At 58.7% G+C, this 17,959-nt stretch carries 17 protein-coding genes; 4 read left to right on the top strand and 13 right to left on the bottom strand.

The window, feature by feature from the left end; translation table 11 throughout:
* Positions 1 to 3: 3 nt before the first annotated feature.
* Both K5E40_RS18680 and K5E40_RS18675 read left to right on the top strand, forming a co-directional pair.
* On the top strand, positions 4 to 1,038 hold the full coding sequence (locus tag K5E40_RS18680) for an alpha/beta fold hydrolase (RefSeq protein ID WP_221732113.1): 1,035 nt from the start codon (positions 4 to 6) through the stop codon (positions 1,036 to 1,038).
* Between the two features lie 153 nt (positions 1,039 to 1,191).
* On the top strand, positions 1,192 to 1,857 hold the full coding sequence (locus K5E40_RS18675) for a DsbA family oxidoreductase (RefSeq protein WP_221732112.1): 666 nt from the start codon (positions 1,192 to 1,194) through the stop codon (positions 1,855 to 1,857).
* A 62-nt stretch (positions 1,858 to 1,919) separates the two neighbouring features.
* Here the strand turns inward: K5E40_RS18675 and K5E40_RS18670 are convergent, their stop codons facing one another.
* From K5E40_RS18670 to K5E40_RS18630, 9 genes are all read right to left on the bottom strand, one after another.
* Positions 1,920 to 2,258: a GlpM family protein gene (locus K5E40_RS18670; RefSeq protein ID WP_221732111.1), complete on the bottom strand. Its 339-nt coding sequence runs from the start codon at positions 2,256 to 2,258 to the stop codon at positions 1,920 to 1,922.
* Positions 2,258 to 3,586, bottom strand: coding sequence for a sigma-54 dependent transcriptional regulator (locus K5E40_RS18665; protein WP_221732110.1), 1,329 nt, complete (start codon positions 3,584 to 3,586; stop codon positions 2,258 to 2,260). Before K5E40_RS18665 ends, K5E40_RS18670 begins: the two co-directional genes overlap by 1 nt.
* Complete coding sequence (locus K5E40_RS18660) at positions 3,583 to 5,484, bottom strand: ATP-binding protein (RefSeq protein WP_221732109.1); 1,902 nt, start codon at positions 5,482 to 5,484, stop codon at positions 3,583 to 3,585. Before K5E40_RS18660 ends, K5E40_RS18665 begins: the two co-directional genes overlap by 4 nt.
* Positions 5,485 to 5,650: 166 nt before the next feature.
* A complete protein-coding gene (locus K5E40_RS18655) occupies positions 5,651 to 6,385 on the bottom strand; it encodes an amino acid ABC transporter ATP-binding protein (RefSeq protein ID WP_007927141.1) in 735 nt (244 codons plus the stop codon).
* Positions 6,382 to 7,053 (bottom strand): amino acid ABC transporter permease, encoded by a 672-nt coding sequence (locus tag K5E40_RS18650; protein ID WP_221732108.1) that lies wholly within the window; start codon positions 7,051 to 7,053, stop codon positions 6,382 to 6,384. The genes K5E40_RS18655 and K5E40_RS18650 overlap by 4 nt, the downstream gene beginning before the upstream one ends.
* Positions 7,053 to 7,799: an amino acid ABC transporter permease gene (locus K5E40_RS18645; RefSeq protein ID WP_221732107.1), complete on the bottom strand. Its 747-nt coding sequence runs from the start codon at positions 7,797 to 7,799 to the stop codon at positions 7,053 to 7,055. Before K5E40_RS18645 ends, K5E40_RS18650 begins: the two co-directional genes overlap by 1 nt.
* A gap of 194 nt (positions 7,800 to 7,993) precedes the next feature.
* Entirely contained in the window at positions 7,994 to 8,908 is a 915-nt protein-coding gene (locus K5E40_RS18640; RefSeq protein WP_221732106.1) for a glutamate/aspartate ABC transporter substrate-binding protein, read from the bottom strand.
* Between the two features lie 260 nt (positions 8,909 to 9,168).
* Positions 9,169 to 9,591 (bottom strand): DUF4440 domain-containing protein, encoded by a 423-nt coding sequence (locus K5E40_RS18635; protein ID WP_221732105.1) that lies wholly within the window; start codon positions 9,589 to 9,591, stop codon positions 9,169 to 9,171.
* Positions 9,572 to 10,939 carry an MFS transporter gene (locus tag K5E40_RS18630; protein WP_221732104.1) on the bottom strand — a complete coding sequence of 456 codons (1,368 nt, stop codon included), beginning with the start codon at positions 10,937 to 10,939 and terminating at the stop codon, positions 9,572 to 9,574. Before K5E40_RS18630 ends, K5E40_RS18635 begins: the two co-directional genes overlap by 20 nt.
* 105 nt (positions 10,940 to 11,044) lie before the next feature.
* Here K5E40_RS18630 and K5E40_RS18625 point away from each other — a divergent pair, with 105 nt between their 5' ends.
* Positions 11,045 to 11,932: a LysR family transcriptional regulator gene (locus K5E40_RS18625; protein ID WP_221732155.1), complete on the top strand. Its 888-nt coding sequence runs from the start codon at positions 11,045 to 11,047 to the stop codon at positions 11,930 to 11,932.
* Between the two features lie 75 nt (positions 11,933 to 12,007).
* Here K5E40_RS18625 and glpD read toward each other — a convergent pair whose 3' ends face one another.
* The 4 genes from glpD to K5E40_RS18605 form a co-directional block, all read right to left on the bottom strand.
* The gene (glpD, locus tag K5E40_RS18620) at positions 12,008 to 13,543 is read right to left on the bottom strand and encodes a glycerol-3-phosphate dehydrogenase (RefSeq protein WP_221732103.1); all 1,536 of its coding nucleotides are present in this window, start codon (positions 13,541 to 13,543) and stop codon (positions 12,008 to 12,010) included.
* Positions 13,544 to 13,835: 292 nt separating this feature from the next.
* Entirely contained in the window at positions 13,836 to 14,591 is a 756-nt protein-coding gene (locus tag K5E40_RS18615; protein WP_007916700.1) for a DeoR/GlpR family transcriptional regulator, read from the bottom strand.
* A 95-nt stretch (positions 14,592 to 14,686) separates the two neighbouring features.
* Positions 14,687 to 16,189, bottom strand: coding sequence for a glycerol kinase GlpK (glpK, locus tag K5E40_RS18610; protein ID WP_221732102.1), 1,503 nt, complete (start codon positions 16,187 to 16,189; stop codon positions 14,687 to 14,689).
* A 77-nt stretch (positions 16,190 to 16,266) separates the two neighbouring features.
* Complete coding sequence (locus K5E40_RS18605) at positions 16,267 to 17,118, bottom strand: MIP/aquaporin family protein (protein WP_221732101.1); 852 nt, start codon at positions 17,116 to 17,118, stop codon at positions 16,267 to 16,269.
* A 361-nt stretch (positions 17,119 to 17,479) separates the two neighbouring features.
* Here K5E40_RS18605 and ybaK point away from each other — a divergent pair, with 361 nt between their 5' ends.
* Complete coding sequence (ybaK, locus tag K5E40_RS18600; protein ID WP_221732100.1) at positions 17,480 to 17,950, top strand: Cys-tRNA(Pro) deacylase; 471 nt, start codon at positions 17,480 to 17,482, stop codon at positions 17,948 to 17,950.
* Positions 17,951 to 17,959: the final 9 nt, after the last annotated feature.

Raw genomic sequence — 17,959 nt, 5'->3', positions numbered from 1 at the left:
TTCATGTACAAGGTTTTTCTATCAGTCGCGGCCATGTTGGCCGCGCTTTTGTTCGGTTTACCGGCATCTGCGGCGTCGCGTTGCGATGTGAATGTGCCGACCGAGCGGGTTGATCTGGCGCAGGTAAGCCTTGCTTACCAGAGCATCGGTCGTGCCTCCGACCCGGCGCTGTTGCTGGTGATGGGCCTGGGCGGGCAATTGATTCATTGGCCGGATGAGGTGGTGGTGGCGCTGTGTCAGCAGGGCTTTCGAGTGATCCGCTATGACAACCGCGATGTCGGCTTGTCGACCTGGCGGCAGGCACCAGCGGAGGCCAACCTGACCTTTGAAGTGCTGCGTTACAAACTCGGTCTGCCGGTGGCGGCGCCTTACAGCCTGACCGACATGGCCGAGGATTCACTGGGTTTGATGGATGCGCTGCACATCGAGCAATTCCATGTGCTGGGCGCGAGCATGGGCGGGATGATCGCCCAGCACATCGCCGCCATGGTGCCGCAGCGGGTGGAAAGCCTGACGCTGATCATGACCAGCTCCGGCGCTGAAGGTTTGCCGGCGCCGAGTGCAGCATTGGTGCAACTATTGTCGCGGCGCAGCGCACCGAACCGTGAAGTGGCATTGGAACAACAGGCGGATTTGCTGGCGGCGCTGGGCAGCCCTTCGGTCACCGATGATCGGCAGGCGTTGTTGCATCAGGCGGCGGTGTCCTATGACCGGGCGTTCAATCCCGAAGGCGTGAAGCGGCAGATCATGGCGATCCTGGCCGAGCCGAGCCGGGTGGCGCTGCTCAATCAACTGCGCGTGCCAACGCTGGTGGTGCATGGCACGGCTGATCCGTTGTTGCCGGTGATGCACGGCGTGCACCTGGCGGCGCATATTCGTGGCAGTCAGTTGAAACTGATTCCGGGATTGGCCCACCGGTTTCAGGAGGCGTTCAAGGCGCCATTGCTGGCGGCGGTGTTGCCGTATTTGCAGGCGCATCGTGAGGACGCGTCGCATTGGGCGCAGATCGAACCGGTGGCGGCGGGGAATCTGTTGTAGCTGAGGTTTCGCGGGGCCCCCTCCGGGAGCAAGCTCCCTCCCAAAGGGGAACGCATTGCCAATGTGGGAGGGGGCTTGCTCCCGAAAGGGCCAGCACTGTCGCCGCAAGACCGGACAGGTGTATCGTCTGGGTTTTGCGGCGTGAGGTGGCTCATGAATTCCACTCTGAAAATCGATTTTGTCAGCGACGTGTCCTGCCCATGGTGCGTCGTCGGTCTGTATGGCTTGTTGCAGGCGCTTGAAATCCTGCGCAACGAAGTGCAGGCAGAGATTCATTTCCAGCCGTTCGAGCTGAATCCGAAAATGGGCCCCGGCGGGCAGAACATCGCCGAGCATATCCAGGAAAAATACGGTTCGACCCCGGAGCAGTCGCAGAAAAATCGCGAAGCCATCCGTGCCCGTGGCGCTGAGCTGGGGTTTGCCTTTCGCACCGATGGCAACAGCCGGATCTACAACACCTTCGATGCCCACCGCTTGCTGCATTGGGCGGGGCTGGAGGGTTTGCAGTTGCCGTTCAAGGAGGCGTTGTTCAAGGCGTATTTCACTGATGGCGGTAATCCGTCGGATCACGCGCAATTGGCGCAGATTGCTGAAGGTGTCGGGCTGGATCGGCAACGCGCCGAGGTGATTCTGGCGTCGGACGAGTTTGTCGGGCCGGTGCGCGAAGAAGAGCAGGTATGGCTGCAGCGCGGGGTGAGTTCGGTGCCAACCGTTGTGTTCAACGGTCAGTACGCGGTGACGGGCGGGCAGCCGGTGGAGACCTTTGTCGGGGCGATCCGGCAGATCATGGCCGAGTCCAAGGGTGGCACAGTCAACTGATGAGCGACGAGCCCCTCGCTGAAGACCTCTCCCGGAGGGAGAGGGGCTGACAGGCTTTGATCTTAGCTGTGAAGGCGCACCCAAACGGTCACCAACACCGTCGCCGCCATCAACCACGCCACCGCCGCGACCGCCAGCGAAGCCTCCAGGCGCATTCGATCGACCATCACATACAACGTCGCCAGATACACGAAGTAAGGAATGATCGACCACATGCCGAACACGATCGTGGTCTTCAGGTCATCGACCGATCGCCCCTTGCCGACGATGTAATGCGCAATCAAGGCGAACGTCGGAAACAGCGGCACCAGTCCGGCGATGTAATAGTTTCTGGTCTTGGCCAGCGCCGCCAGAATCACGACAACGGCGGCACCGAGTGCAGCTTTCAGTAGCAGATCCATCAGTGGCTCAACCCGTACTTTTTCACTTTGTCGAACAGCGTGGTCTTGGCCATTCCCAGTTCCAGACTGGCCTGGGTCAGGTTGCCGCCGCTGCGGTGCAACGCGTCGTTGAGCAGATTGCGTTCAAAGGCTTCCACCGCTTCGGCAAATGCCAGACCCTGGCTACCGCTGCTGGCGCCGGACTTCTTGAAGGCCGGCAAGCCGAGGGCGAAGCGTTCGGCGACGTTACGCAGTTCGCGCACGTTGCCCGGCCAGTCATGGCTCATCAGGTTCGACAGGGTCTGGTTGTCCAGTTCCGGCAGGGCGCGGTCGAAACGCAGGGCTGACTGCTGGGTGAAGTGTTCGAACAGTTGCAGGATGTCTTCACGGCGTTCGCGCAGTGGTGGCAGTTCAAGGGTCACCACGTTGAGGCGGTAATACAGGTCGCTGCGGAACTCGCCAGCCTTGCTCGATTCATCGAGGTCGGACTTGGTTGCCGCAATCACCCGGCAATCCACCGCCACGCTCTGGTTCGAGCCGAGCCGTTCGAGGGTGCGTTCCTGCAACACGCGCAGCAGTTTGATCTGCAACGGCAGCGGCATGCTTTCCACTTCATCGAGAAACAGCGTGCCGCCGTCAGCGTGTTCGATCTTGCCGATGCGTCGCTTGCCGGCGCCGGTGAAGGCGTTAGCCTCGTGACCGAAGATCTCGCTTTCAAAGAGGTTTTCCGGCAGACCGCCGCAGTTCAGCGCGACGAACTGCTTGCTGTGGCGCCGACTGAAATCGTGCAGGCAACGGGCAACCAGTTCTTTGCCGGTGCCGGTTTCGCCCTCGATCAGGACGTTGGCCGAAGTGTCGGCGACGTTGGCGATCAGTTCGCGAAGGTTCTGCATCGCCGGCGAGCGACCGATGATCCGGCCTTCAAGGGAGTCACGTTCGGCCAGTTGCCGACGCAGCGACGAGACTTCGCGCGCGAGGCTGCGTTGCTCCAGCGCACGCCGCGCAACGTCCACCAGCCGCTCCGGCGAGAACGGTTTTTCCATGAAGTCGTAGGCGCCTTTCTGCATCGCGCCAACGGCCATGGAGATGTCGCCATGGCCGGTGATCAGCACCACCGGCAGGCTGCGGTCACGCTGCTTGAGACGAGTCAACAACTCCAGGCCATCGATGCCCGGCAGACGAATGTCGCTGATGACGATCCCGGCGAAGTTGTCGCCGACCCGCTCCAGCGCCTCTTCGGCACTGCCGACGCCGATGCAGGGAATGTCTTCCAGCGTCAGCGCCTGTTGGCAGCCGAGCAGGACATGGGGGTCGTCTTCGACGATCAGCACACTAAGGTCGTGGTTCATATTGGCTCGGCAGGAGTAGGGCTTACCAACGGTAAACTGAGGACGAAGGTGGTACCACCGCTGGCCGGGTGTTCGACACCCAGATGCCCGCCGGTGGCGGCCGCGAGGCTGGCAGAAAGGGTCAGGCCCAGACCCAGGCCTTGCTCGCCCGGTTTGGTGGTGAAGAACGGTTCGAACAGATGCTTGCGTACTTGGGTGTCGACACCATGGCCGTTGTCGCGCACCCGCAGGCGATATTTGCCGTTGAACTCTTCACCCTCCAGCCACAGCTCCGGCAGCGGCTGCGCTTGCATGGCGTCGAGGGCGTTGCCGATCAGGTTGACCAGAATCTGTTCGAGGCGGGTCTGGTCGATCTGTACCTGCACATCAGTGAACTGCCGGTGCAGTTGCAGCGCCGAGCTATCCAGGCGTGCGCCGAGTAATTGCAGGGCCGCCTCCACGGCTTTGCCGAGGCTGGCCTGGCCCTGATTGTCACCTCGCCGGGCAAAAGAACGCAGGCTGGCGGTGATCCGGCCCATGCGGTCGATCAAGTCATTGATGGTCTTGAGATTGGTACTGGCGACATCGAGTTGCCCGCGCTCAAGGAAGCGAACGGTGTTGCCCGACAGCGTGCGCATGGCCGCCAGCGGCTGGTTCAATTCGTGGGCGATGCTGGTGGACATCTGGCCGATCGCGGCGAGTTTGCCCGCCTGCACCAGCTCATCCTGAGCCCGGCGCAACGTCTCTTCGGCCTGACGCCGTTCGCGGATCTGGCTCTTGAGGCGATCGTTGCTGGCGCGCAGGTCAGCGGTGCGTTCGGTAATCCGACGCTCCAGTTGATTGTTGGCTTGCTGCAAGGCTTCGCGGGCCGCGAGGCGGGTGGCGATGACCTTGCGCCGCTCGTTCCAGGCAATCAGCAGGAAGGCGACCAAGGCAAACGCGACGGCGACCAGAATGCCCTGATTGATGGCTTCGCGGCGCAGATCCTGAAGCGGCGTGAGCAGGGTGAAATTCCACGGTGTGTCGCTTAAGGGGCGGGTCTGCGCCAGATAACTGATGTTCTCGTCATCGGACTGCAATTCACTGTTGGCCGGGAACGTGAGTTTTTCCACGCCTTCGGCCAGGGTTTCCCGGGCCAGCGGTTGCAGTTCGTTGAGCGGAAACCAGTAGTACTGCAGGCTGCGGGCGAGTTTTTCCTTGGTCTCGTCGCTCAGCGGTACCACCGATTTGAGCCGTCGGGCCGGATCGCTGGAGAGAATGATGATGCCGTTTTCGTCGCTGACAAATGCTTCGAGACGCGCCCGTTGCCAGCGCTCTTCCATGGCTTCGAGCCTGACTTTGACGACGGCAACGCCGATGATCGTGCCGTGTTCTTCCAGGCCATGGGCCAGGTAATAACCGGGTTCGCCGTTGGTGCTGCCGATCCCGTAGAAACGTCCGGGTTCGCCGCGAACGGCTTTCTGGAAGTAGGCGCGAAAGGACAGGTCTTCACCGAGGTAACTGTCGACATCGCGCCAGTTGCTGGTGGCCATGACGCGGCCGGTGGTGTCCATGACGTAGATGGCCCGACTGCGACTGCGCCGGTTCAGGCCTTCAAGGTATTGGTTGACCGTTTGCCGATGTTCCGGGGTCGGGTCGGCCAGCAGTTGCGGGACACTGGTTTCCAGTTCCAGCAGGCTGGGCAGGTAGGTGTATTTGCTGATCTCGCTTTCGACCGCGCGTGCGTGCAGTTCGAGCTGACGCTGGCCGTTCTCGCCGAGGCTGCGGATACCGAAGTGTTCACTGGTCCAGAAGCCGATGTAACCCAATCCGATCATCAGGGCGATGACCAGCGGCGGCAGGAACAAATGACGAATCAGACGGGGCTTCACGGCAAGTGATGGCGGCGCGGCGCGATAGAGAGTGGGGTCGCATTTCATCACAGATGCCTTGGGTCAACCACAACACAAATCTCAGGATCATCATTGATCCAATGTGGGAGCGGGCTTGCTCGCGAAAGCGGTGGGGCAGTCAACGATGATGTTGAAAGTGCCGGCCTCTTCGCGAACAAGCCCGATCCCACAGTTGGGGAGCGGTGTGTTGCTTTTAGTGCTGCAGAATCTTCTCGAGGAAATGCTGCGCACGTTCGGAGCGGGCATTGATGTCGCCGAAGAACTCCTCCTTCGGGCAGTCTTCGATGATCTTGCCGGCGTCCATGAAGATCACGCGGTCGGCCACTTTGCGAGCGAAGCCCATTTCGTGGGTCACGCACATCATGGTCATGCCTTCGTGGGCCAGTTGCACCATTACGTCGAGTACTTCGTTGACCATTTCCGGATCGAGCGCCGAGGTCGGCTCGTCGAACAGCATGACGATCGGGTCCATCGCCAGCGCACGGGCAATCGCCACACGCTGTTGCTGACCACCGGACAGTTGCCCCGGGTGCTTGTGGGCGTGGGCCGACAGACCGACGCGCTCAAGCAGTTGCAGACCTTTCTTGGTCGCCTCTTCCTTGCTGCGGCCCAGCACCTTGATCTGCGCGATGGTCAGGTTTTCGGTGATGGTCAGGTGCGGGAACAGTTCGAAATGCTGGAACACCATGCCGACGCGTGAACGCAGTTTCGGCAGGTTGGTCTTCGGATCGGCAATGGAGGTGCCGTCCACGACGATGTCACCTTTCTGGAACGGTTCCAGCGCGTTGACGCACTTGATCAGGGTCGATTTGCCGGAACCCGACGGGCCGCAAACCACGATCACTTCGCCTTTTTTGACCTCGGTGCTGCAATCAGTCAGCACCTGGAAGTCGCCATACCACTTGTTGATGTTCTTGATGGAGATCATACGGCAAACCTTTTTTGCAGACGCTTGACCAGCAGCGAGGCGGCAAAGCTGATTGTGAAGTACACGACACCGGCAATAATCAGGAACTCATTGGAACGGCCAATGATGTCGCCACTGGCGCGGGACGCGTTGAGGAAGTCCACCAGGCCCACGGTGTAAACCAGCGAGGTGTCCTGGAACAGAATGATGCTCTGTTGCAGCAGCAGCGGGGTCATCTTGCGAAAGGCCTGCGGCAGGATGATCAGACGCATCATCTGGCCGTAGGTCATGCCCAGTGCCTGCGCCGCACCCATCTGGCCTTTGGGGATCGACTGCACACCCGCCCGGACGATTTCGCAGAAGTACGCCGCTTCGAACATCATGAACGCCACGATGCAGGAGGCGAACGCACCGATCGGGGTGTCTTCACCGGTGATCCAGCGCAGTACGAACGGCACCGCCAGATAGAACCAGGTGATCACCAGCAGCAGCGGGATCGAACGGAAGTAGTTGACGTACGCGCCAGCGATGCTTGAAAGCAGCTTGTTATGCGACAGACGCATCAGCGCCAGAAGGGTGCCGAGAATGATCCCGCCGACCACACCCATGGCCATCAGCTTGAGGGTCATCACCATGCCGTTCCACAAACCGGGAATGGCCGGGACGATGCCACTGAAATCGAATTCCATTATTTACCCCCCACGGAGATCAGGCCGGGCACGGCAACTTTCTTCTCGATCACGCGCATCAGCAACATCAGGCTCATGTTCAGGGTGAAATAGATCAGGGTCGCCAGGGTGAAGGCTTCAAAGAGGTTGGCCGAGAACTCGGCTGTCTGTTTGGTCTGAGCGAGCAGCTCCATCAGACCGATCAGCGAGGCCACGGAGGAGTTTTTGAACACGTTCAAAAATTCCGAGGTGAGCGGGGGAATGATGATCCGGTAGGCCTGCGGCAGCAGCACGTTCCAGTAGATCTGTGGCAGCTTGAAACCCATGGCACGGGCGGCCGATTCCTGGCCACGAGGCAGCGCCTGGATACCGGTGCGCACTTGTTCGCAGACCCGCGCGGCGGTGAACAGGCCAAGGCACACGACAACACTCAGGTAGGCCGAGGTGGTCGGGTTCAGGTCCTGCTTGTACCACTCTTGCAGATCTGGCGGCAGCAGGTCGGGTACCAGGAAGTACCAGATGAACAGTTGAACCAGCAGCGGCACGTTACGGAACAGCTCGACGTAGCAGGTCGCGATGCCCGACACGATGCGGTTCGGCACGGTACGCATGACGCCCAGGATCGAGCCCAGCAGCAGGGCGATGATCCAGGCGACGATGGCGATGGCGATGGTCCAGCCCAGCCCGGAAATGAACCAGTCGAGATAGGTCTCGCTGCCCACGCCGGTGGACTTGAAGAACACGCCCCAGTCCCAGTTGTAATTCATTAGGGTCTCCCCTCGATTCGATCGATGTACAAGTGCCCGCCTGGGGAAACTCCGTTCCCAGCCTGATCTTGACGGTCAGGCACACGCGATCGGCTCGACAGACACCGGTTCGAGTGTTTCCAAAAAATGCCAGCAGGGAGTGACCATCCCCTGAAGAGGCAGGCGCCTCTTCAGGGGATAAGGTTAGTCAGAAATCAGGACTTCTTGTCGTCAGCCGCTTTGTCGGTCGGATTGGCGATCAGGGCCTTGAGCTCGTTGCTCATCGGGAAGTTCAGGTTCAGGCCTTTTGGTGGAATCGGCTGCATGAACCACTTGTCGTAGATGTTGTTGATCGCGCCCGAGGCGTAGGTAGCCTTGATGGCGTCATCGACAGCCTTTTTGAACGGCTCGTCGCCTTTACGCATCATGCAGCCATAGATTTCGTACGACTGTGGAGTGCCGGTCACTTCCCAGTCAGTCGCTTTCTTGGCCTTGGCGGCTTCACCGGCCAGCAACGCGTCATCCATCATGAACGCTACGGCACGGCCCGACTCCAGCATCTGGAAGGACTCGCCGTGGTCTTTGGCGGAGATGACGTTCATGCCCATCTGCTTGTCGGCATTCATCGACTTGAGAATGCGCTCGGACGTGGTGCCAGCGGTGGTCACGACGTTCTTGCCTTTGAGGTCGTCGAAATCTTTGTACTTGGAGTCTTTCTTGGACAGAAGACGGGTACCGATTTCGAAGATGCCGACAGAGAAGTCAACTTGCTGCTGACGTTCGACGTTGTTGGTGGTCGAGCCGCACTCGATGTCCACGGTGCCGTTCTGCACCAGTGGAATACGGGTCTGCGAGGTCACCAGGTTGTATTTGACCTGCAGGTCTGGAAGGTCGAGGTCTTTCTTGATCGCTTCGACGATGGCCATTTGGATATCGTGCGAGTAGCCGACCGGTTTGCCGGACGCATCAGCGATGTAGGAAAAAGGAATAGAAGCGTCGCGGTGGCCCAGGGTGATCACACCGGACTCTTTGATTTTCTTCAGGGTGCCGGTGAGTTCGGCGGCGAAAACTGGCGTGCTGATCAGAGCGGCAGCAATGGCTGCGCCCAGGATATGGGGAACGATGCGCATCAAATTTTCCTCGACATTGTTTTTTTTATGGAGCCAGTTTGTCGGCCCTTTTGTGCTTCGAATGCCTGACGGCTCCTGAAGGATTGGCTCAACAGACATTCGTCGAGAGAGTGTAGAGCATGAGTCGTGCCAAACCAGTCGACAGTGGTTAACTGCTTGATCTGCTTGGTTATTAAGTTTTTGTGTCGGTGTTATTCGGGATAACTGATCCGGTTATCCGAATCGACCGGAAGGTCGCGTTCGGAAAACCGAATGATCTTTTACCGTGTGGTTCCGCTCTGCGGGGTGAATGCCGTTTCATGCAGGTACTGCCATTCAACGCCACCTGCCTGAACCCGAAGAATCGCCACCGAGACACGCGAAGTGACGTTGTCGCCCTGGCGATGAGTTTCGGTGTAGCTCAGTGCCACCGTTTCGTCTTCCTGCCAGACCGTGTGCAAATCGGTGATGATGATTTTCAGCCCCGGTCGGCCACCCACCGAGCTCCTGAACAACTGCTCGACCTGGGACCGATCAACCGTCGTCGCCGAAGTGGTGACCATACGGAAGTCCTTGGCGAAGGCCTTCATCAGCTCCGTGATACTGGCTTCGCCGTTGCCGTCGGCATGGGTAAACACACGGTGAATCAGTTCGTGCACGTAATGGATACTGTGTTGCGCTTGTTCAATCTGGTTGTTGTTCATGGTTTGCCTTTACAGGGTTCAATTGACTCATCAAAAACAGCGGAAACAGCCCGACCAGCGCCGCAATCGCGAAGGTCGCGTGATAGGCCGCCGTGGTGTCGAACGGCTTGAGCAGCAGGTTGAAGATCATCAGAAACAGCGCGGCACCGAGGCTGAACGACATTTGCCGGTTGATATTCCAGATCACGCTGGCCTTGTGCGTGTCGCCGCCGGCAAAATCCATCAGCGAAGTGGTTTGCGCGGTGTTGGCGCCGATGCCGCCACCGATGCCCATCAGGCTGTAAGCAATCACGATCACCCACAGATCCGTCGGCGCATTCACCAGCATCAGCGTGGCGATGCCCGCGCTGTGCAAGAGCATGCCGAGGATGAACAGGCGTTTGGCGCCCACGCGGTTGTAGACCCGGCCACAGATCGTCATCGCGATGAATGCGCCGATGGCATAGAGGATCATGAACATCCCGGTCAGCCGGGCGCTGAAGTGCAGGGTGTTCTGCAGGAAGAAAATGCTCATCAGGTTGACCCCGGTGAACACCCCCGGAATCGCGTAATAGATGAAGATCGAAGTGCTGAGTTTTTTGCTCTTGAGCAGGTTCAGTTCGATGATCGCGTGGCTGGAGCGACGGTAATGCGCCAGGTACAACGCGATGAACACCAGGCCTGCCACGAGGCACGCAACGGCGGCCGCTGCCGGGTAGTCGCCGCCATACAGCGACATGCCCATCAGCAGGCTGGCCAGTGCTGCGCTGACCAGCAACAGGCCCTTGATGTCCGGGCGGGGCAGGCTGGCGGGTTTGCTTTCCTTGATCCAGAACCACGACAGCCCGGCAGCGATCAACGAGAACGGGATGTTGCTGTAGAACACCCAGCGCCACGAACTGCTGTCGACGATGATGCCGCCGACGGTGGGCGAAATCGCCGGGGCGATCAGCGCCACCGCCATGACCAGCGTAGAGATTTTTGCCCGCTGCTCGCCCTGGAACAGATTGAAGGTCAGTGCCTGACCGACCGGAATCAACAGCCCGCCGCCGATGCCTTGGATGAAACGCCAGATCACCAGTTCAAGGAAACTGTCGGACAAACCACACATCCACACTGAACCGGTGAAAACCAGCATCGAGGCGGTGAGAATCTCCCGGCTGCCGAAGCGACCGGCCAGCCAGGTGCTCACTGGGATAATCAGTGTCAGCCCTAGAATATAAGCATTGGCGACCCAGGCCACCGATGAAGTACTGACTTGCAAAGTTGCCGATATACTGGGCAATGCCACAGCCGACATGAATATATTAATGCAATCAATAAAGAAACCGATCAGAAAGATCAACGCGATTTTATAGCGATAGTTCATGTTGTATCCCCTTTGTCGCGCAGCATAGGGGCGGTGGACTTGAAGTGTCGATACGACTATGCTGAAAACAATGTTTGACAGGATTTAACAGTGAACCACAGCGCTATGCACGCTCATCTTAATCGGGTTCAGACGTTTCTCGCGGTGGTTGATTTTGGTTCTTATACCAAGGCTGCCAACTACCTCAGTATCAGCAAAGCCATGGCCAGTCTGCATGTCAAGGCACTGGAGGAGGTTTTGTCAGCGACGTTGCTGATTCGAAATACGCGCAATGTATCGCTGACGGAAATTGGGCAGGACTTTTATGACGAGTTCAAGGGAATAGTCGCGGACATCGATAATGCCTTCGATAACGTATTGAAGGGTAATAATCGGGTGTCAGGAAAGTTGCGGATTAGTTCGACCAGTGAATACGGTGAAAAATATATTCTGCCGCTGATTCCACTGTTCTCTGAACGTTATCCGGACATTCGATTGTGCTACAACTTCAACTCTTCATTGAATGATCTGGTGGCGGAAAAGCTTGATCTGGTGATTCGCCTGGGTAACTTGGCAGACTCGGCATTCAAAAGCCGCAAGCTGGCGGATTACGAAATCGTGATGGTCGCCAGTGAAACGTTTCTCGCCCGTTATCCAGTGAATGAGCCGCAGGATCTGAACAATGTGCCGTGGATCGCCAACAGCAATCTGCAGGCACCGACTCAGTGGAACTTGCGTGACAGGCAGGGGCAGGGCGTCGAGATCAACGGCATCAATCACTTCGAATCGAATTCCTCCACGGCGATCCGTTCGATGACGCTGTCGTCGCTGGGCGTCTCGGTGTTGCCGGCGTGGGTGGTCGAGGATGACATCGCCAGCGGACGTCTGGTGCGCTTGTTGTCTGAGTACGCGCTGCCTTCGCAATCAATCAACGTGGTGTTCCCCAACACCCCGCACCTGCCGCACAAGTCGCGGGCGTTTATTGATTTTCTGTTGTTGCATTTGGCTGAGTGATAACGAAACCCGACCCTCCAACAAAAAGCCCCTGAATCTCGCGATTCAGGGGCTTTCGTTCAAACGGTGCTGGAATCAGGCCGCTTCGATTTTGCGGTTCTGCTCGACCTTGCCCAGATACGCTGCGAGTTTTTCCTGCTCGGCTGGGGTCGTGAACAGACCCAACTTGCTACGGCGCCAAAGAATGTCGTGCGCGGTGGTCGCCCATTCCTCGCTGCACAGGTAATCGACTTCACGGGTGTAGAGGCCGCCGCCGAGGTGTTCGCCCATGTCGTTGAGCGATTGCACGCCTTCGAGCATGCGCCAGGTGCGGCTGCCGTAGTGGGTGGCCCAGCGGCGGGCGATTTCGGTTGGCACGAAGTCGAACTTGTCGCGGATCAACGCGCTCAAGGCCTGTGGGGTGGTCATGTCTTCGCCGCCGGGCAGGGTCGCCGTGGCGGTCCAGCTCGGGCGCATCTGGGTGAAAAACGGTGCCAGTTGGCTCATCGCCGACTCGGCGAGTTTGCGGTAGGTGGTCAGTTTGCCGCCGAACACCGACAGCAACGGCGCTTCTTCGCCGCCACCAGACAGCGCCAAGGTGTAATCACGGGTCACGGCCGATGGGTTGTCGGATTCGTCGTTGCACAGCGGGCGTACGCCCGAATAGCTGTGCTGGATGTCGTCTCGGCTGATCTGCTTCTTGAAGTGGGCGTTGACCACTTTCAGCAGGTAATCGGTTTCGGCCTCGGTGATCGCCACTTTGGCCGGATCGCCGGTGTATTCACGGTCGGTGGTGCCAATCAGCGTGAAATGGTTCAGGTAAGGAATCGTGAAGACGATGCGCTGATCTTCGTTTTGCAAGATATGCGCATGTTCGCCTTCGTACAGTTTCGGCACGATGATGTGGCTGCCCTGAATCAGACGGATGCCGTACGGCGATTCCATCTTCAGGTCATCACGAATGAACTTGGCGACCCACGGGCCGGCGGCGTTTACCAGCGCCTTGGCGGTGATCGAAAACAGGCTGCCGTCGGCGCGTTCCAGGTTCAGATGCCACAAGCCTTTGGCGCGACGGGCGTTGACGCAACGGGTCTGGGTGTGGACGTGGGCGCCTTTCTCCCGAGCGGCCATGGCGTTCAGAACAACCAGACGGGCGTCATCGACCCAGCAGTCTGAGTATTCAAAGCCTTTTTTGATTTCGCTTTTCAATGCGCTGTCGGCGCCGAACTTCAGGCTTTTGGAACCTGGCAGCTTTTCGCGCTTGCCCAGGTTGTCATAGAGAAACAGGCCAGCGCGGATCATCCACGCCGGACGCAGGTGCGGGCGGTGCGGCAGCACGAAACGCATGGGCTTGACGATGTGCGGCGCCTTGGCCAGCAGCACTTCGCGCTCGGCCAGCGCTTCGCGCACCAGACGGAATTCGTAATGTTCGAGGTAGCGCAGGCCACCGTGGATCAGCTTGCTGCTGGCCGACGAGGTATGGCTGGCCAAGTCATCCTTTTCGCAAAGGAATACAGAGAGACCGCGACCGGCGGCATCCGCTGCGATCCCCACCCCATTGATCCCGCCGCCGATGACGGCAAGGTCGTAGATCTCGGAGATAGGGGGCGTACGCAAGGTAGATGTGGACATCGGCTGGCCTCGGGCTCTTTTGATATTCTGTATTGGAAATCGAACATTAATGTTCATTTCCGAAAATGGTAGCTCATAAAGACGCGCACAGCCAGTCGACTTCGATTGAAAAAACTCATCGAAGGGCGGTTAAAAGAAAATATTCGAACATTAAGTGCGCGCAAGGGCGCGAGTGATGTGCTGTTTGTGAGGGCCTCTTCGCGAGCAAGCCCGCTCCCACGAGGGGAGCGCTTTCCAAATGTGTGCGGGCTTGCTCGCGAAGGCGCCGGTACAGCCGATGAGTATTTGAGGGTTAAACGACTTCCAGGCGAATTTTGTGCTGACTTAGCAACTGCGCCAACGCGGGCACTGGCTGCTGATCAGTCACCAGGCAATCAATCAGGCTGATCGGGCCGAGACGAATCATCGCATTGCGCCCGAACTTGCTTGAGTCCGCCGCGAGGATCACCTGGCGGGCGTTGGCGATGATCGCTTGGGAAACCCGTACTTCCTGATAATCGAAGTCGAGCAGGCTGCCGTCCTCGTCGATACCGCTGATACCGACCAGGGCGAAATCGACCTTGAACTGATTGATGAAATCCACGCTCGCCTGACCGACAACCCCGCCGTCACGGCGAACATTGCCGCCCGTCAGCAATACATCAAAGTCATCCTTGGCACTGAGCATCGAAGCCACATGCAAGTTGTTGGTGATGATTTTCAGGTGGTTGTGATTGAGCAGGGCGCGGGCAATCGATTCGGTGGTGGTGCCGATGTTGATGAACAGCGAGGCGTGATCGGGGATCTGGGCGGCGATGGCTTCACCGATGCGTTGTTTTTCATCGCGCATCTGATCGGCGCGCATCGCATAAGCTGTGTTTTCGACGCTGGAGTCATAGGCGGCGCCGCCATGGTAGCGACGAAGCAGATTGGCTTCCGCGAGTTGATTGATGTCGCGGCGAATGGTTTGCGGGGTAACAACGAACAGCGTGGCCATTTCCTCGATACTCACATAGCCGCGTTCGCGGACCAGTTCGAGGATTTGCTGCTGACGGGGAGGCAGATTCATGGGGCTTCCTTTGGGCTGCCGTGCAAAATTTGCCCATGATGCCGCAGGAATCCGCTCCCTACCAGTTAGAACCCTATAAGGATCCCGAGACTGTCTTATTCAGCGTCTTCGCGCTCCCAGTCACGGGTACGGCTGACGGCTTTTTTCCAGCCTTTATAGAGCTTCTCTTTCGCCACTTCGTCCAGGCTCGGTTCGAATTCGCGTTCGATGACCGCTTTGCCGCGCAGTTCGTCCAGGCTGCCCCAGAAACCGCACGCCAGACCCGCCAGATACGCAGCGCCCAGGGCTGTGGTTTCGCGCATTTGCGGGCGCTCGACCTGGGTGCCGAGGATGTCGGCCTGGAACTGCATGAGGAAGTTGTTGGCAACCGCGCCGCCGTCCACGCGCAGGGCCTTGAGGCGTTCGCCGGAGTCCTGTTGCATGGCGTCGAGTACGTCTCGGGTCTGGTAGGCAATCGATTCCAGCGCGGCACGGATGATGTGATCCACGCGCACGCCACGGGTCAGACCGAACAGGGCGCCACGGGCATACGGGTCCCAGTACGGCGCGCCCAGGCCGGTGAAGGCTGGCACCAGATACACGCCGTTGCTGTCTTTGACTTTATTGGCGAAGTATTCGGTGTCGTGGGCGTCGTTGATGATCTTCAGTTCATCACGCAGCCACTGCACGGTGGAACCGCCGTTGAACACCGCGCCTTCGAGCGCGTAAGCCACTTCGCCACGCGGACCGCAAGCGATGGTGGTGAGCATGCCGTGCTTGGATTTCACCGCTTTGTCACCGGTGTTCATCAGCAGGAAGCAACCGGTGCCGTAGGTGTTTTTCGCTTGACCCGGCTCGACGCACATTTGGCCGAACAGCGCCGCTTGCTGGTCGCCGGCGATACCGCCGATGGCGATGCCGCTCTTGGTGCGACCGTAGATTTCCGAGGAGGCTTTGACTTGCGGCAGCATTTCGCGGGGGATGTCTAGGATCTCCAGCATCTTCGAATCCCATTCAAGCGAATGGATGTTGAAGAGCATGGTGCGCGAGGCGTTGGTGTAGTCGGTGACGTGAACCTTGCCGCCAGTGAATTTCCAGATCAGCCAGCTATCGATGGTGCCGAACAGCAGTTCGCCGTTGCGCGCACGTTCGCGGCTGCCTTCAACGTTGTCGAGGATCCACTTCAGTTTGGTGCCGGAGAAGTACGGGTCGGTGACCAGGCCCGTGGTGTCGCGGATGTAGTCTTCATGGCCGTCACGCTTGAGCTGCTGACAGATCTCGGTGCTGCGGCGGCACTGCCAGACGATCGCGTTGTACACCGGCCGGCCGGTGGTCTTGTCCCAGACCACGGTGGTTTCACGCTGGTTGGTGATGCCGATGGCGGCCACCTGATCATGATGCAAACCGGCCTGAGCCAGCGCCTCAACCATCACCGCGCTTTGAGTGGCGAAGATTTCCATCGGGTCGTGTTCAACCCAACCGGCTTGTGGGTAATGCTGGGCGAATTCGCGCTGCGCGGTGCAGACCACGTTCGCGTCGCGGTCAAAAATGATCGCGCGCGAGCTGGTCGTACCCTGATCGAGGGCAATGATGTAGTTCTTATTCTCAATGTCGGTCATGTCGATTGCCTTGGACGAAAAAAGGGAGAGTGGGCCTTGGCGCAGGCTCTATTGGGCAGGAGCCTGCGCCGACTGTTTCAAGAAGTTCTTGGTTTGCCTTCAATGGCCGGTTCTGCATCCTTTGTAGCAGGTGTGGCGCCGGTCAGGTGACGGGCGATGAGCCCGCGATACCCGGCAGCGCCGAGGCAGGCACCGACAATCGGTGCAAAAATCGGAATCAGGAAGTACGGAATGTCGCGACCGCCAGTGAAGGAAATTTCACCCCAGCCGGCGAAGAAAGTCATCAGCTTCGGACCGAAGTCACGGGCCGGGTTCATCGCGAAGCCAGTCAGCGGGCCCATCGAGCTGCCAATCACCGCAATCAGCAAACCGATCAGCAGCGGCGCCATCGGGCCTCTTGGCAGGCCGTTGTTGTCGTCGGTCAGGGCCATGATCACGCCCATCAGGATGGCGGTGATGATCATCTCGACCAAGAATGCCTGGGCGGTGGACAGCACCGGGTTCGGGAAGGTGGAGAACACCGACGCCAACTCAAGGCTGGCCGCCGAGCCACGCACCATTTGATGAGTTTGTTCGAAATCGAAGAAGAGATTGCTGTACAGCGTGTAAACCAACAGCGCGCCGCAGAAGGCGCCGGCAATCTGCGAAAGAATGTAGAACGGCAGTTTGCGCTTTTCGAAGTCAGCGAAGATTGTCAGCGCGATGCTCACCGCCGGATTCAGGTGCGCGCCGGAAACGCCTGCGGTGAGGTAGATCGCCATGCTCACGCCTACGCCCCAGATGATGCTGATTTCCCACAGACCGAAGCTGGCGCCCGCGACTTTGAGCGCGGCGACACAACCGGTACCGAAAAAGATCAGGAGTGCAGTGCCCAGGAACTCGGCCATGCATTGGCCTGAAAGCGATGGTTGCTGTAAAGCAGTTGTCATTGAAAACCTCGATTTTTGTTGTTGTCTGGCGCACTGCCGACAGGGCAAGGCGCGATTTTCACCGAGGCGGGATCCCCATCCCGTTCTCGGTTTACTGCTGGGTGCTGCCGTGATCATAATTCTTACATTATTCAGATTCGAAAAAATATAGACAAGAAACAAACCTGTCAAAGGTCGAAAGTGAACTATTGGTCACAATAAAACTATCAGTGCGGTGAATGATCCTTTTTGGAGGATGGAAGTTTTTTCGGTTGTTCGCCTGCAGGCCACGGGAAACGTGGCTCGTGCTAGAGCCTTTTAGCCGGCGATGGCCTAGAATTCTGCGCAGGATTTTTCTGTCACTGCCGAGCCTGGAGCTGTCATGACCCCTGCGTTGGACTTGTTGAAAAAAGTTCGTGCCGAACATCGCGTGCACAGTTACGAACATGATCCGAAGGCCGCCTCTTACGGGCTGGAGGCCGCGGAAAAACTGGGGCTTGAGCCTGCACAGGTGTTCAAGACGCTGCTGGCTGCCAGTGAAAAGGGTGAATTGCTGGTAGCCGTGGTGCCGGTCGTCGGAAGTCTCGATCTAAAAGGTCTGGCACACGCCGCCGGTGTCAAAAAAGTCGAAATGGCTGATCCGGCGGCGGCACAGCGTTCTACGGGTTATCTGTTGGGTGGCATCAGCCCTCTGGGGCAGAAGAAACGCTTGCGCACCTTTATTGATCACTCGGCTCAGGGTTTTGCGACCATTTACGTCAGTGCCGGCCGACGCGGGCTTGAGGTCGAGTTGGCGCCTGCCGTGTTGGCCGAACATACCCAGGCCACATTTGCCGACATCGGTCGCGCATGACCATCTGCA

This window comes from Pseudomonas baetica, from assembly GCF_019733355.1.
Taxonomy (GTDB): Bacteria; Pseudomonadota; Gammaproteobacteria; order Pseudomonadales; family Pseudomonadaceae; genus Aquipseudomonas; species Aquipseudomonas baetica_A.
This window is presented reverse-complemented; position numbering and strand designations above follow the sequence as displayed.

What these genes read in the sequence shown, in the direction of transcription:
- K5E40_RS18680 (WP_221732113.1), top strand. Translation starts at nt 4, where the DNA reads ATGTACAAGGTTTTTCTATCAGTCGCGGCCATGTTGGCCGCGCTTTTG.
- K5E40_RS18675 (WP_221732112.1), top strand. Translation starts at nt 1,192, where the DNA reads ATGAATTCCACTCTGAAAATCGATTTTGTCAGCGACGTGTCCTGCCCA.
- K5E40_RS18670 (WP_221732111.1), bottom strand. Translation starts at nt 2,258, where the DNA reads ATGGATCTGCTACTGAAAGCTGCACTCGGTGCCGCCGTTGTCGTGATT.
- K5E40_RS18665 (WP_221732110.1), bottom strand. Translation starts at nt 3,586, where the DNA reads ATGAACCACGACCTTAGTGTGCTGATCGTCGAAGACGACCCCCATGTC.
- K5E40_RS18660 (WP_221732109.1), bottom strand. Translation starts at nt 5,484, where the DNA reads ATGAAATGCGACCCCACTCTCTATCGCGCCGCGCCGCCATCACTTGCC.
- K5E40_RS18655 (WP_007927141.1), bottom strand. Translation starts at nt 6,385, where the DNA reads ATGATCTCCATCAAGAACATCAACAAGTGGTATGGCGACTTCCAGGTG.
- K5E40_RS18650 (WP_221732108.1), bottom strand. Translation starts at nt 7,053, where the DNA reads ATGGAATTCGATTTCAGTGGCATCGTCCCGGCCATTCCCGGTTTGTGG.
- K5E40_RS18645 (WP_221732107.1), bottom strand. Translation starts at nt 7,799, where the DNA reads ATGAATTACAACTGGGACTGGGGCGTGTTCTTCAAGTCCACCGGCGTG.
- K5E40_RS18640 (WP_221732106.1), bottom strand. Translation starts at nt 8,908, where the DNA reads ATGCGCATCGTTCCCCATATCCTGGGCGCAGCCATTGCTGCCGCTCTG.
- K5E40_RS18635 (WP_221732105.1), bottom strand. Translation starts at nt 9,591, where the DNA reads ATGAACAACAACCAGATTGAACAAGCGCAACACAGTATCCATTACGTG.
- K5E40_RS18630 (WP_221732104.1), bottom strand. Translation starts at nt 10,939, where the DNA reads ATGAACTATCGCTATAAAATCGCGTTGATCTTTCTGATCGGTTTCTTT.
- K5E40_RS18625 (WP_221732155.1), top strand. Translation starts at nt 11,045, where the DNA reads ATGCACGCTCATCTTAATCGGGTTCAGACGTTTCTCGCGGTGGTTGAT.
- glpD (WP_221732103.1), bottom strand. Translation starts at nt 13,543, where the DNA reads ATGTCCACATCTACCTTGCGTACGCCCCCTATCTCCGAGATCTACGAC.
- K5E40_RS18615 (WP_007916700.1), bottom strand. Translation starts at nt 14,591, where the DNA reads ATGAATCTGCCTCCCCGTCAGCAGCAAATCCTCGAACTGGTCCGCGAA.
- glpK (WP_221732102.1), bottom strand. Translation starts at nt 16,189, where the DNA reads ATGACCGACATTGAGAATAAGAACTACATCATTGCCCTCGATCAGGGT.
- K5E40_RS18605 (WP_221732101.1), bottom strand. Translation starts at nt 17,118, where the DNA reads ATGACAACTGCTTTACAGCAACCATCGCTTTCAGGCCAATGCATGGCC.
- ybaK (WP_221732100.1), top strand. Translation starts at nt 17,480, where the DNA reads ATGACCCCTGCGTTGGACTTGTTGAAAAAAGTTCGTGCCGAACATCGC.